At 27.1% G+C, this 12,698-nt stretch carries 17 protein-coding genes and 3 pseudogenes; 18 read left to right on the forward strand and 2 right to left on the reverse strand.

From position 1 onward, the window contains the following. Positions 1–17 precede the first annotated feature (17 nt). Complete coding sequence (locus JX000_RS00525; RefSeq protein WP_145506523.1) at positions 18–1,502, reverse strand: DUF6583 family protein; 1,485 nt, start codon at positions 1,500–1,502, stop codon at positions 18–20. A 103-nt stretch (positions 1,503–1,605) separates the two neighbouring features. Continuing rightward, the gene (locus tag JX000_RS00530; RefSeq protein WP_145506520.1) at positions 1,606–2,217 is read right to left on the reverse strand and encodes a DUF5067 domain-containing protein; all 612 of its coding nucleotides are present in this window, start codon (positions 2,215–2,217) and stop codon (positions 1,606–1,608) included. Positions 2,218–2,543: 326 nt separating this feature from the next. On the opposite strand from JX000_RS00530, the gene JX000_RS00535 reads away from it, so the two are divergent. The 18 genes and pseudogenes from JX000_RS00535 (at position 2,544) to JX000_RS00615 (ending at position 12,489) form a co-directional block, all read left to right on the forward strand. Further along, on the forward strand, positions 2,544–3,017 hold the full coding sequence (locus JX000_RS00535) for a DUF5083 family protein (RefSeq protein WP_145506517.1): 474 nt from the start codon (positions 2,544–2,546) through the stop codon (positions 3,015–3,017). A gap of 13 nt (positions 3,018–3,030) precedes the next feature. Further along, the gene (locus tag JX000_RS00540; protein WP_145506514.1) at positions 3,031–3,405 is read left to right on the forward strand and encodes a DUF4467 domain-containing protein; all 375 of its coding nucleotides are present in this window, start codon (positions 3,031–3,033) and stop codon (positions 3,403–3,405) included. Positions 3,406–3,426: 21 nt separating this feature from the next. Next, on the forward strand, positions 3,427–3,816 hold the full coding sequence (locus JX000_RS00545; protein ID WP_145506511.1) for a DUF4064 domain-containing protein: 390 nt from the start codon (positions 3,427–3,429) through the stop codon (positions 3,814–3,816). A 1-nt stretch (position 3,817) separates the two neighbouring features. Then, the gene (locus tag JX000_RS00550) at positions 3,818–4,210 is read left to right on the forward strand and encodes a DUF5084 family protein (protein ID WP_145506508.1); all 393 of its coding nucleotides are present in this window, start codon (positions 3,818–3,820) and stop codon (positions 4,208–4,210) included. Between the two features lie 119 nt (positions 4,211–4,329). After that, positions 4,330–4,518 (forward strand): DUF5079 family protein, encoded by a 189-nt coding sequence (locus tag JX000_RS12275; RefSeq protein WP_277395366.1) that lies wholly within the window; start codon positions 4,330–4,332, stop codon positions 4,516–4,518. A 65-nt stretch (positions 4,519–4,583) separates the two neighbouring features. Further along, the gene (locus JX000_RS12280; RefSeq protein ID WP_422802312.1) at positions 4,584–4,889 is read left to right on the forward strand and encodes a DUF5079 family protein; all 306 of its coding nucleotides are present in this window, start codon (positions 4,584–4,586) and stop codon (positions 4,887–4,889) included. Between the two features lie 87 nt (positions 4,890–4,976). Further along, complete coding sequence (locus JX000_RS00560; RefSeq protein ID WP_107532625.1) at positions 4,977–5,429, forward strand: DUF5085 family protein; 453 nt, start codon at positions 4,977–4,979, stop codon at positions 5,427–5,429. Beyond that, positions 5,422–5,880 (forward strand): DUF5085 family protein, encoded by a 459-nt coding sequence (locus JX000_RS00565; protein ID WP_107532626.1) that lies wholly within the window; start codon positions 5,422–5,424, stop codon positions 5,878–5,880. The genes JX000_RS00560 and JX000_RS00565 overlap by 8 nt, the downstream gene beginning before the upstream one ends. After that, complete coding sequence (locus JX000_RS00570; protein WP_206140758.1) at positions 5,880–6,494, forward strand: DUF5080 family protein; 615 nt, start codon at positions 5,880–5,882, stop codon at positions 6,492–6,494. Before JX000_RS00565 ends, JX000_RS00570 begins: the two co-directional genes overlap by 1 nt. 13 nt (positions 6,495–6,507) lie before the next feature. Then, positions 6,508–6,882: a hypothetical protein gene (locus JX000_RS00575; RefSeq protein ID WP_107532628.1), complete on the forward strand. Its 375-nt coding sequence runs from the start codon at positions 6,508–6,510 to the stop codon at positions 6,880–6,882. A gap of 257 nt (positions 6,883–7,139) precedes the next feature. Further along, positions 7,140–7,709: a polymorphic toxin type 15 domain-containing protein gene (locus tag JX000_RS00580; protein WP_241004992.1), complete on the forward strand. Its 570-nt coding sequence runs from the start codon at positions 7,140–7,142 to the stop codon at positions 7,707–7,709. 12 nt (positions 7,710–7,721) lie between these two features. Further along, the gene (locus JX000_RS00585) at positions 7,722–8,279 is read left to right on the forward strand and encodes a T6SS immunity protein Tdi1 domain-containing protein (RefSeq protein WP_206140759.1); all 558 of its coding nucleotides are present in this window, start codon (positions 7,722–7,724) and stop codon (positions 8,277–8,279) included. 94 nt (positions 8,280–8,373) lie between these two features. Continuing rightward, positions 8,374–8,898: pseudogene (locus JX000_RS00590) on the forward strand (DNA/RNA non-specific endonuclease); the annotation flags it as partial. An 11-nt stretch (positions 8,899–8,909) separates the two neighbouring features. Further along, a pseudogene (locus JX000_RS00595) lies at positions 8,910–9,403 on the forward strand (TIGR01741 family protein). A 161-nt stretch (positions 9,404–9,564) separates the two neighbouring features. Next, the gene (locus tag JX000_RS00600) at positions 9,565–10,221 is read left to right on the forward strand and encodes an SMI1/KNR4 family protein (RefSeq protein WP_206140761.1); all 657 of its coding nucleotides are present in this window, start codon (positions 9,565–9,567) and stop codon (positions 10,219–10,221) included. A 307-nt stretch (positions 10,222–10,528) separates the two neighbouring features. After that, positions 10,529–10,702: pseudogene (locus JX000_RS00605) on the forward strand (immunity protein YezG family protein); the annotation flags it as partial. Between the two features lie 146 nt (positions 10,703–10,848). After that, on the forward strand, positions 10,849–11,625 hold the full coding sequence (locus tag JX000_RS00610; RefSeq protein WP_206140762.1) for a tandem-type lipoprotein: 777 nt from the start codon (positions 10,849–10,851) through the stop codon (positions 11,623–11,625). Between the two features lie 87 nt (positions 11,626–11,712). Beyond that, positions 11,713–12,489 (forward strand): tandem-type lipoprotein, encoded by a 777-nt coding sequence (locus tag JX000_RS00615; protein ID WP_206140763.1) that lies wholly within the window; start codon positions 11,713–11,715, stop codon positions 12,487–12,489. The last annotated feature ends 209 nt before the right edge of the window (positions 12,490–12,698 follow it).

Genomic DNA, 12,698 nt, shown 5'->3' on the forward strand with positions numbered 1-12,698 from the left:
TATCATTCTCTAGCTACTTAATCTTCTAATTTTTTAGTTATTTTTTTGAAATTATCTTTATAACTTTTATTGATTTCTTTGGCTAGTTTTTCTTTGTCTTTTTCAGATAAATCATTAAAATCTTTAGCACCTTTTGTATCAAAGTCAATTTTTTCTTTTAATTTGGTATCTGCATTTAAAATGATGTTAATAGGTTCATTTTCTATTTTAAACTCTACATTAAGCTTCTGTTTTTGTTGATTATTCTTTGTATCAGTATCTAAATTATTTTCATAGTCAATATCATAGTTATCTGTACCATCATCTATAGTTACAGTACCAGCATCTTTACGTTTTGAATCACTTTGGGTCTCTTTATTGTCGATATCAAGTGTATAGCGATCATAGTCAATACTGCTTGTTAATGTGTATTTATCTTTGTAAGTATCATCTTTTTTCTTAGATGTACCTTTAATTTCAAAAGTATTATCTTTTGCATTAACTTTGTAATTTACTTTTAAGTCATCATCAATTTTATTAGTACCTTTGATAGTGATTTTTTTATCATCAGAATCAGTGATTGTAATATCTCGTTTTAATATTTGATGCTTTTCTTGATAAATTTTAGATTCGATTTTAGGGAAATCTTTATCTTGAGCATCCTGAGCATCTTTGAGTGCATCTTTTATTGATTTGTTATACTCTTTTTCATTCATGTTTGAAAGTCGTAAAAGTTCTTTGTCATTCTTAGCTTTTTTTAATGCAGCGACAGTTATTTTCTTAGCTTTTTCTCTGCTAATAGTTAAAGTAACAGGTTTGATTTTCTTAGTTTCTCCATCAATTTTCACTTTTTCTTTATCGCCTTTTTTGAAATCATCTTCATCTAGCTTATCCGCGATTAAATCTGTATAGCGTTTAGTTATTTTGTCAACATCATCTTGTCGAGTTTGCAATACACCCAGTTGATTATTCAGGTTGAAATTAACATTTGAATAGCCTTTATCTTTAAGTTCGGATGCATCAACATCTTGTAATTCAGCTAATCCATCAATGATTTCGGAGTTTTTGATACTATAAGTATCTTTGAAGAACGGTGATTGATAATATTGATTTTTATCATCAGCACTAGTTTGGAATTTACCGATTTCTTCATCAACGATTGTAGGTGACAAACTGACAGTACTTTTCTTACTTTTAGGATCATGACCAACGGTACCTTTAAGTTTTGTACCATCTACTACAGATTTAGGTAATCCAAGATCTTCGATAAAATCTTTAGAGGCATCTGCAGTAATTTCGAATTTAGATAAGAATGAATTATCGTTATATTTTTCTTGGAATTTCATTTCATTTTCGAAACGATCATTTACATATGAATTTAAGTTCTTAGCTGTTTTCTTTTCACTTAATAAATATGTATTCTTGGGTGTATTAGTAATAAAAGCATATACGCCCCAAGCTATTCCCAGTACAAGTAATAATCCGACCACGATAGGTAAGATGATTTTAAGTTTCTTCGACATATCGTATCCTCCCAAAATTTGCTGTTATCCCCAATTAGAATTGATTTATTTAACAAAAGTGGCCAAATAATTGCGAACAATCTATCCAGCCACTTTACTTGTATTATTTTAACTTGATTTCCTTTTTAGCAAGATTATCGTTGCTATAATCGTTAGGATCTTTAACCTTTAGTGTTACAGGTGTTTTAGTATCTTTTAATTTGTAGAATTTAACTGCTTTAACTTTACCGCCTTTATTAATTTCGTCAGTATCGTTATCGCCGTATTTTTTATCTAATTCACTATCGTAAGCATCCCCAGTTTTTAATTCTCTTTTAACATCTTTAGAATCTTGGTAAGCTTCAAAGCTTAGATCGAATGCTGATGATGCCGTTACATCTTCTTTATCAGTTTTCTTTTTAACACCATAAACAATAGCAATATTTGGTTTGTCATCTTCTGCATATTTACTTGCATCAACGATTTCAGTATCTAAAATTTCAATGTCAAAATCTTTACTCGTTAATTTATCATTTTCGAATTTAGAGTCAGATTTCTTTTTATCATCGTCAGAAGAATCAACTTTAACAGAATCAGTTTTACCAGAATCTTTCTTGCTTTCAGATGATTTGTTTGATGAATCACTATCTGATGAATCCTTAGAAGAATCATCTTTGCTACCACAAGCGCTTAAGATTAAAACTGACGCAAATAGTAAAGCTAATAATTTTTTCATAGTCACAACCTCCAAAATTTTATAAAAGTAAAAGTATGTAATAAAACATTCAAGTTTTAATATTAAATGTATATTAAAATAATGAATATTTATGGTAAATAGTATAGCATTTATTAGATATAATAGTAATACTTTTATTTGAAAATATTTAGTTTAAAATATATAGATAAACAGTATATTTACATGGATTATGATTAATTAAATTTTTGTATAGTTGTAATACCAAATTGTTTTAAAAGCACAATTATCTAATAGAGTTAAATTGAATTTTGTCTAATAATATTAAGAGTTAGTAAAAAAATAAAAAGTAATGCAGAGGAGAAGCAATGGAAAATATAAAGAAAATCAATAAGCTATTTTTATCTTTTGAAATTATTCCGTTTATAATGACAGTTTTACTGATGTTTGCACCGATGTTAGCAGAATTAATGAATAATCGCTTGCAGTACGGTTGGAATTTTAGTGATAAAGTTGCTTTATATTCTTATATTTCAATTATGAGTGTATATGTTATTACCATATTGTTAGAAATTATTTTTTATTTTAAAATACTGAAAAATTATCAATATGATCAAACAAATGTTGAATTAGCCAATAGAGTTAAAGTCACAAAGGTATTGTCAATTTTATATATGATTCCAGGTTTATATGCGATTCCATTTTATTTTAGATTTTTACATGTTCGCTCATTTAGAGAAAATAAAAAGTCGGGACAACCTGCTTATCATTTTTGGGAAAGCTTTATAAAAGCTGACAGAAAACCATTTGAGTTGAAAGACTTATTTATTAAAAATAGATAATAAGGAGTAACTAATGAAAAAGTTTTGTATAGGAGTGTTAATTATAATGATGAGTATCATCAATAGTGGTTGTAGTCACGACCAAAAAGAAAATAAATATCAAAGTCACATTGATAAAGTAATGGAAATACAACAAGAAACACATAAAGAGATGGTTAAAAAAAGTGATCAAGTTACACCTGAATTCAATAAAAATCAAGTGAATACTTATGTTTTTGAAGATGGTAAATTGATTATCCTTAGTTATAAGCTATTTAAAGATAAAGATGAATTGTTCTATGCATCATATGAATTTAAAGATGACAAAATCTATTATAAGAGAGATATTGATCCTAAAACATATGTGAAAGAACATCACCCAGATTATAAGGATATTAAAGTAAAATAATTTAAAGGAGTCGGAAAATAAATGGAAAAATTAATTAAAGTGACGTCTTTAATTGGCGTTATCATACAAAGCTTTTTAACATTATTGTTTTTATTATTTTTAATTTTATCAGCCACAGGAATTATACAACCTGATTTAACCACAACTGTTAATGGAAAGGAAACAGTACAAAGTCCAGAAACAGCTCAAACGACATTCGTTACGGTATTTGCCATTTTCTTTGTAATTTCATTAGTTTCAGATTTATTAGGTATTTTCGCTATGAAAAAGTTATTTGTGAATAATAAAATGAGCGGTATTTTGCATATTATTGGAGCAGTGATTAGTGCTAATCTATTAACATTTATTGCTTGGTTAATCAGTGGTATTTCTATCTTAAGTTATAACAAAACGAGAAAAGAAGTGTCGTAGTATGAAATATACTTGGTGGATACTTTTAACAATTGCAGGTATTTTAAGTTTAATAAGTGTATATGGATTTATTCTATGTGTAGGTAGCTTTGGAATGGTAGCACTGAATGTTATGTGGTTATTTGTCTACACACCACATAAAAATTCAAAAGCACTTGAATCTGTATCAAAACCAACGATATATTTGTCAATCATTGGAACATACGCTTTCATAACGTTGATGTCTATTCTATTTTACTTTGTAATGAAAACTGATTTTAATGATATAGGAACAAAATTATACGGTGAAACTTTTAATACGTTAGGATTACCATTATTTGTCATTGGCATTATTTTATTTACTATGGGTACATGGCTTGTATTTAAAATACAACAATCACGATTAAGACAATAAAACGAATAGAATGTAGTTTAGGACGGTTTAATGAGAATGTCGTCCTATTTGTATATACATATATGTGTTAGAAAGTGATATATATGAAATAAAGGTGGTTAAATAAATTGGAAGAATCATTGAATCAATTAAGAAAACCGGCAATTCAATATTTAAATATATTTTCATTAATTTTTATATTTTTTTCATGTTTACAATATAACTTTCATTTGACTATAGAGAATACACCGATTTACCTAGTAGTAACTACGATAATAGCAATTATAATTAATATTCTAGGCCTTTTACAATTCTTAGAAAAAAAGTGACGAATCCTATAAAAAGAGCAAAGCGTTATTTAATAATTAACATATTAAGTAGTTATACTGTATATATGACATTTTACAATTTATACTTTTTTGTGGCTGCTGAGCATCATTATTATTTGGATAATTATTGGTATTTTGGAATTATGACATTATTATTTTGTTCTACTGCTCATATATTAAGTATATTATTAATGATGTTTACTCCTAATTGGTCAAAAGAGAATAAGATGGTGGCTATCATTATTTTGAAGGGGTTAGCTTCTTTGATATATATTCAAAAAATTGTAGAATATTTTGTTGTTCCAAACATTGCAGAATCACATTTTATATTTTTATTATCTCTACTATTTATTTTGCATGTAACTTTATAGTTACTCAATATTATTTACTGTATGTAAATGTTTATACAGAAGTAAATGATGACAAAAATAACTAAAAAATAATAAAGGATGGGACTAATGGAATTAGATGTATTAATAATGCCTCATATAGCGAAAATGGAATTTTCTATTCATCCAGATTATTGGAAAGATGAGATGAAAAGAATTAAAGAGTTCTTTGTGTCGAATGATATATATACAATGGGACCCATTATTTTTAATAAAGAGATTGTGGGTATGGGTGAAGTTAATTTTGTGACATATATACCACTCAATGATGAAATTGAAGACATACCTGAATTAAATATTAAGTATCAACCTACGTTGGAAGTTTATCCAACAATTTCTCATAAATGTTTTGATGAAGATGACTTTGAAGTTGTATATGAAGGTATTCAGACGTTTGCTTCTGAAAATAATATAGCCCTGTCAGATAAACCCTTTTATCATGTAATGACTGATTATTTTGGTGGTGAAGTATATGAAATTCATGCTGAAATTAATATAGATGAGGTTGAACTAGATGAATAAAATGAATTTTTCAGAAATAATGTACCGAAATGTAGTATATAAAGAATACGTTGATTACAGTATTAACAAACTCGATGAATGTGTAATTGATTTTTATAATTTAATAAATGCTTTTGATTTAGAGAAAAATGGTCCACTAATTATGGTGTATACACAGGTGATGAAAGACAGTAGAGTTAATGTAAAATTGATGATGCCTGTGGATAAGTCATTTGTTCCTAATGAGCATTTGAAATTTATGACATATTTATATATTGATCAAATGTTGCATGGAAGAATGAGTGGTCCTGATTATTCAAAGGAAGAAGAAAAATTATTACTTGAAATAGAAGAGTTCGCTAAAACAAATAATCTAAGAAGAATTTCACCATATTATCATATCATAAATGAAATAGATGATTTGAATTGGGTTGATGTAAAGGTCAAAGTGATGGAGGTCTCTAACACATAATGGATATTATACTTGTGATTATCGTGTTTGGTTTATTTTATTTGGTGCATTTTACATCAGTAATGCATTCGGGCGGTCTTAAAGTATTGCCAATAATGACATATATTTTAGCTCTTATTTTATATTTAATACCTGTGATTCTCATAAAAGAAGAAAGTGCAAATCAGTTTGAAAACTTGATGCTCATATTAAATATAGGTGTGTTGTTGTATGGAATTATGGGTGTAAGGGGTTTGTGGTCTAGGCCTTTGAAAGTAAAGATTCAAGAGCTAACAAAGTCATCAGATAAAATGATTACACAACATAAATATGACAAAATTGAAAGTATGAAAATTAATTTAGAAATAGCTAAATATAAGGGCATAATATCATTATTGATCTCATTTATATTTATGATCACAATGTCAATCAAAGCATCATCACAGTATAAAGAAGATTTTGCATTTGGAAACATTATCATAATATATATTTTTATCGTAATATTTGTGATTTACATTATTATAGATATCATTTTTAGAATGACAAAAGGACGATGGAGACTCATATCAATAAGACCATTATTAATGGCAATTTGGCTATTTATTTTCATAGTGATATTACTAATACAAAGATAGGTGGATAAATACAGTGAAAAAATTGTTATATATATTAATTGTAATGAGTTGCTGTCTAGTTGGATGTAGTCACAATTCTCAAGATGACTTACCGAAATCAGTGAAGAAGAATGTAGATGAACAAGTTAAATTAGCTAAACAGCAAGGTGACAAGTATACAATCAAAGAAGATTCTGTTAAATATGATAAAAAAAGCAAAACGTTGAAAATGGAAATCGACTGGAAACTAAACATTGATGTACCTGATAGAATTGGTGAAGGTTCTACATACAAATTTGCACATAATGATTTAATTCAAAAAGTGGAATATAAATATGATTATAAAGGAAAAGAACAAAAGCATTTAATGAAGAAAAATAAAGAAGATGAATTTAAATTTGTTAAATAGAAAAATGTAGCGTGAAATATAAAAAATATGATGAAGCCAAAGGTGTTAAATTACTACAAATTTCAATAATTGTAGCAGTTATTATTTTTGTTCTTAATTTATTAAATGTAGTTGGATTAAGATGATTTTTTTCTATAAAAAATAATACATAAGAATGGAGTAGATGAATTTAAAAGGATTCATCTACTCCATTTTTTGTTATAAAATTCCGAATATCTATAAAGAATATTCAACGTAGTTTCACACCAAATCATCAAGTGACACATACACCGAAAGATAGTAGGGTAAAGAGTGAAGGTAGACATGTAGGTCATACTAATAATTCTAGAGAAAATATTAAAAGAATTGAACCTATATCAGTTGGTTTTAAAAGGAACATCAAACATGATGAAAAAGAATTCTATAGACAACTTAAGGATCAAGAAGCAGGACTTAATAAATTAACTGTTAAGGAATATATGGATAATCGTGAAAAATATATTAAAAATGGGAGAGATATTGAAGCGAAACACTATCAAAAAGAAGCAAGGAATAAGGTGAAAAATGAAAAATTAGAAGAATTGTTAAATCAAGGTTTTTCAAAACATGAAGCGAAAGCTCGAGTAAATAAAATGTTTCGGAAGCAAGCAGCATTGCATAACCCAGATATGATAGCTGGTGAGTATGCACATAACATAGGTGGGTTAGGAGATAAAAAAATTAATTCATCTCTTGGAAGCCAGTGGAAATATAGAATTGATGATTTGGATTTTCAAATTTACGAACAAAGTAAAAAATTTAATGAGAAAGAACTAGAAAAAATATATTTAAATATAAGTCTAAATTAATGGAGGATTAATATGATAGAAATAAAAGATTTTAAAAAGGTAGAAAATGTACCACAAGAGGTTATCGATAAGTATGAAAGTGTAATATCTGATAAAGTTTTAGAATTCTGGAAAAGATATGGATTAGGTACATTTTTTGATGGGTTTATGAAAAGTATAAATCCGGAAGAGTATAAAGAATTGATGGAGTACGGAACACAATTCTATAAGGAAGCTATACCATTATTTGTGACAGGATTAGGAGACATCATTTATGTAGAAAAAGAAGATGGATTTATGGGGATTTTAAAATTCCGATATAAAAGTACCACTATTTTATTAAAGAATTTTGACTATACACTAGATTTGATTATTGATAAAGATGATGATGAACTTTGTAAGGAATATATTGAACCTCAAATGTATTTCGAAGCATTAAAAACAAAAGAAGCACCAGCATATGATGAATGCTTTGGATATGTACCTATATTACCCTTAGGTGGTAAAGAAGAAGTAGCACATATGGATACTGTAAAAATACGAGAACATATCCTATTAATTACAGAATTAACTGGACCAATTAATGACTAAAGCTTAAGGATTTAGTCAAAACTAAAGTGGTAAGGATATACAACCGGAAGTTAAGCAATGAATCGAGCTTAGCTTCCTTTTTTGAAAACTATAAAACCATGTTCATTATCAAGAAGACCCAAACCTTACAAAGGTTGAGTATGGTGACCATTATGAACGTGGATTTATGAAGCGAAAAAAATTGAAAGCCAACATCGAATATACAACACCACATGGACATGTGTATCGCACGGATCACAAAGGTCGTATTAAAGAAGTATATGCAGAAGACCTAACACCTCATGATGGCGGACGTAATCCATACGCGCAACGAACAGTTGGCAGAGAAGACCGATTACCAGATAATGACGGTGGTCATTTAATAGCATGCGCATTCGGAGGTTCTAAAGATATAGACAACCTCGTACCTCAAAGTAAATACATCAACCGATCATTTAAAGAGAATGGTCAATGGTATAAGATGGAGAAAGATTGGCAGAAAAGAATTAAAGATGGGGGAGAAGTAAAAAATATAAAAATTGAAGTGCAATATGGTGGGGACAGTCATAGACCAAAAGGTTTCAATGTGAAATATGAAATTGATGATGAAAAACATACTAGATACATTAAGAATACTTAGGAGGAATAGAAATGATTTTTGAAGAACAATTAAGTAAGCTTTATAATGAAATCGCTAATCAAGTCAGCGATATGATACCTGATAAATGGGAAAATATTTATTTAAAATCATATGTGAATGATGAAGGCAGTGAAGTGTTTTTCTTTTTCACTAAGAAAAATGAAAAAGAAATATATTATAGTGGTGATATTCCAAAGTTATATAATGTGTCCTCAGCAATATACAAAGATTTATTGATAGAGGTTCATGAAAAATTTATAAAATTAAGAGATGTTTTTAAAAAGGAAAATCAGGAAGCATGGACATCATGTGAATTCAATTTTACGAATGAAGGAAAATTGAATGTATCATTTGGGTATATAGATTGGAAAAACTCGGATTTTGGGCAATATGCCAGATTCAATTATTATAGGTATAAAAAATTCGGAATTAAACCCAAATCGGAGTACCAATTAAAAAAGTAATAGAAATAGAACAGTTCATTAAAGAACAAGAAGAAGAGTAAAATGACGTGAAGAATGACTAAGCAATGCAAAAGTTGCTTAGTTTTCTTTTGATTACAAATAAAATAAATTTAACTTATATAATAGACATATAGATTGAATTATAATATTCTAAAGTAGATTTAAATGTTAATTAATATATAAGTGTAAGGACAGGTAAATAATGGGATTTTTAGTAGAATTTCAACAATTTGATCCAACATTTGTTTACGTAGAGAATTATGAGAAAGCTAATATACCAGACAAATGGAAAAGAGTACTTTTAACTAAAGATAAAACACAAAAAGTCAATTTAACTATTGAGATATGGAAAAATGGATTTAGCAAAAAATTATCAAATGTATTGAATTATATGTCTAGAAATTTAATAGATTGTGAATTAATAAAAAATAAAGACCAGTATTATATTGTATATATTTTACAACACCCTACTAATGAGACTATTTATTATTTAGGAGGGCTAGATAGCAATAATACAAATTTAGAAACGTTACCTAATGATTTAAAGGAATTTTATCAAGAAGTTCATAATGTTTTTTACTTCTTTCCTGGAAAATTTATGGGTTTGCAAGAAATTAAAGATGTTGAGGTAATGAGTGAATATGATTGGGGTGTCATTTCAGATTTAGATATTCATATAGATTTTAATTTAGATGATTATATTATTATTTTTGCTACAGGAATGGGAGGATACATAGTGGTAAAAGCACATAATGATAATTCTAGTGCTATTATTTGGTTTGATGATGACGAACCGATATATGACGAAAATATATGGGACATATTAGATGAATGGTTATATTTAGGGTTTACAGAATAATTAATATACCTATCAATTAAAATTTTTACTTCATAATGTTACAAATATATACAGTATTTAGAGAAAATGATTAGTAGTATAACACAGAAAAAGAGTGGTTGAAATCTATAGTGAACCGGATACACTTTATTTAATATTACTTCTACTTATCAAAGTTATCCAGTGAAGTGTAGCTGCTCTAATCGATTGGATCATTATTACATTTGACCAATAAAATTAATAAAGAAGTTTTAAATAGTAAGTTTACAAATCTTATATTATTGAGATTATTATAATTACTATAGAAATATATACAGATGTTAAATAAGGTAAATTGAACGTGTCCTTTGATTATATTGATTGGAAAAACTCAGGTTTTGGACTTTTAGCTCGAGAAAATTATTACGAATACAAAAAATTTGGAAACATACCTGAATATGAATATGAAAGAGAAGAAATTCAAGAAATAGAACAGTTCATTAAAGAACAAGAAGAAGAGTAAAATGAAGTGAAGAATGACTAAGCAATGTAAAAATTGCTTAGTTTTCTTTTGAGTACAAAGAATATCCAATTTTTTAATGATAAGATGGCAATATATATTAAAATAATAATAATAATCAATATTATTTTATAGAAAGATGTGAATCTATGAATATATCTAAAAAATGGTTTTTAGTCATCATCATACCTTTAGCAATTGTACTAATCATAGGAGGGATTTGGTATTCAATGAAACTAAAAAAAGAGAATGAAATTAAAGAAAGCTTTTCAAAAACATTAAAGATGTATCCAATTAAAAATTTAGAAGACTTGTTTGATAAAGAAGGATGTAGAGATGAAGAGTTTGATAAAGATGATAAAGGTGAGTGGATATTGCAATCAACAATGAATGTTGAAAAGGATGGTGGTGAATTAGTATCAGAAGGCATGGTTATTTACATGAATAGAAATACTAAAGAAACCCAGGGATCATACAATATTGAAAAAGTTTATGAAGATAAAAATGGTAGACTTAAACATAAGGAGATTAAAGTCCCAATTAAATTTAAAGAAAATAAAATTATTCTTAATAAAGAAATCAAAGATAAAAAGTTAAAAAATAAAATTGAAAAATTCAAATTTTTTGCTCAATATGCTAATTTTAAAAATTTAGAAAAATATAAAAATGGTGATATAGATTATAATCCTGAAGTTCCAAGTTATTCAGCAAAATATCAATTATCTAAGGGCGATTTTAATGTGAAAAAAATTAGAGAAATATATAAAGTACCAACAAAAAAAGCACCTAAATTTACTATGAAAGGTACAGGGAAACTAAGTGGAGATTCTTTAGGAAATCAGTCAATAGAATATACTTTTGAAGAAGGGAAGAAAAATAATATTTATTTTACTGATTCTCTTGAATTCCAACCGACTGCAAAATAAATTTAATTGTTATAGATACTAAGAAGCACATGTCAATTTATTTAAAATAAAAATGAAGAATATTATTTTATGGAAAGATGTGAATCTATGAATATATCTAAAAAATGGTTGTTAGTAATCATAATCCCTTTATTTATTGTAATTATAATTGTAGGGGGATGGTATTCAATGAAACTGAAAAAAGAGAATGAAATTAAAGAAAGCTTTTCAAAAACATTAAAGATGTATCCAATTAAAAATTTAGAAGATTTGTATGATAAAGAAGGTTATAGAGATGAAGAATTTGATGAAGATGATAAAGGAGTATGGATATTACAATCGTCTCTGTCATTACAAAAAAAGCACGAAGATTTAATATCAGAAGGTATGCTTTTGAAAGTTAACAGAAACAAAAAAGAAGCAAAAGGTTACTATTTTATAAACAGGTATAAAAATAATCCTGATAATTATGAAGATGATGAAGAAAAAAGGAGATATCCTATAGAGTTAAAAAATAACAAATTACAACTAACTAAAAAAATAAATAATAAGGAGTTAGAAAAGAAAATCAAAAATTTTAAGTTCTTTTCACAATTTGGTAATTTTAAAAATTTATCTACTTATAAAAATGGAAAAGTAGAATATAATCCGGAAGTTCCAAGTTATTCTTTAAAATATAATTTATCCAATAGTAATAATAATGTGAAAAAAATAAGAGATAATTTTGATATTCCTTCAAATAAAGAACCTAAATTAATACTAGAAGGATCCGGAAAATTAAGTGGTGAATCTGGTGATGTCAAAACAATAGATTATGAATTTGTGCGTAATAAAAAAGAAACGGTTAAATTTTCTGATAGTATAAGTTATCAGCGTACATATTAATTGTTTATAATGATATATTACTTAATTAGTAAGATGTGAATCCATGAATATATTCCAAAAAATGGTTGATAGTCATCACAATATCTATTAGCACTGTAATCATTATTATAGGTGTATAGTACTCAATGATACTCAAAAAAAATGAAATTAAAGAAAGTTTTTCAAAAACATTAAAAACTTAAACGATATTTTTAGTTCTCATACAATAG

Source organism: Staphylococcus sp. SB1-57 (genome assembly GCF_017086425.1).
GTDB lineage: Bacteria > Bacillota > Bacilli > Staphylococcales > Staphylococcaceae > Staphylococcus > Staphylococcus warneri_A.

Bases quoted from the DNA above. Each gene is read 5' to 3' on its own strand.
- JX000_RS00585 (WP_206140759.1), top strand. From the start codon at position 7,722: ATGATAGAAATAAAAGATTTTAAAAAGGTAGAAAATGTACCACAAGAG.
- JX000_RS00600 (WP_206140761.1), top strand. From the start codon at position 9,565: ATGGGATTTTTAGTAGAATTTCAACAATTTGATCCAACATTTGTTTAC.
- JX000_RS00525 (WP_145506523.1), bottom strand. From the start codon at position 1,502: ATGTCGAAGAAACTTAAAATCATCTTACCTATCGTGGTCGGATTATTA.
- JX000_RS00545 (WP_145506511.1), top strand. From the start codon at position 3,427: ATGGAAAAATTAATTAAAGTGACGTCTTTAATTGGCGTTATCATACAA.
- JX000_RS12280 (WP_422802312.1), top strand. From the start codon at position 4,584: ATGACATTTTACAATTTATACTTTTTTGTGGCTGCTGAGCATCATTAT.
- JX000_RS00610 (WP_206140762.1), top strand. From the start codon at position 10,849: ATGAATATATCTAAAAAATGGTTTTTAGTCATCATCATACCTTTAGCA.
- JX000_RS00535 (WP_145506517.1), top strand. From the start codon at position 2,544: ATGGAAAATATAAAGAAAATCAATAAGCTATTTTTATCTTTTGAAATT.
- JX000_RS00550 (WP_145506508.1), top strand. From the start codon at position 3,818: ATGAAATATACTTGGTGGATACTTTTAACAATTGCAGGTATTTTAAGT.
- JX000_RS00565 (WP_107532626.1), top strand. From the start codon at position 5,422: ATGAATAAAATGAATTTTTCAGAAATAATGTACCGAAATGTAGTATAT.
- JX000_RS00530 (WP_145506520.1), bottom strand. From the start codon at position 2,217: ATGAAAAAATTATTAGCTTTACTATTTGCGTCAGTTTTAATCTTAAGC.
- JX000_RS00570 (WP_206140758.1), top strand. From the start codon at position 5,880: ATGGATATTATACTTGTGATTATCGTGTTTGGTTTATTTTATTTGGTG.
- JX000_RS00615 (WP_206140763.1), top strand. From the start codon at position 11,713: ATGAATATATCTAAAAAATGGTTGTTAGTAATCATAATCCCTTTATTT.
- JX000_RS00560 (WP_107532625.1), top strand. From the start codon at position 4,977: ATGGAATTAGATGTATTAATAATGCCTCATATAGCGAAAATGGAATTT.
- JX000_RS00540 (WP_145506514.1), top strand. From the start codon at position 3,031: ATGAAAAAGTTTTGTATAGGAGTGTTAATTATAATGATGAGTATCATC.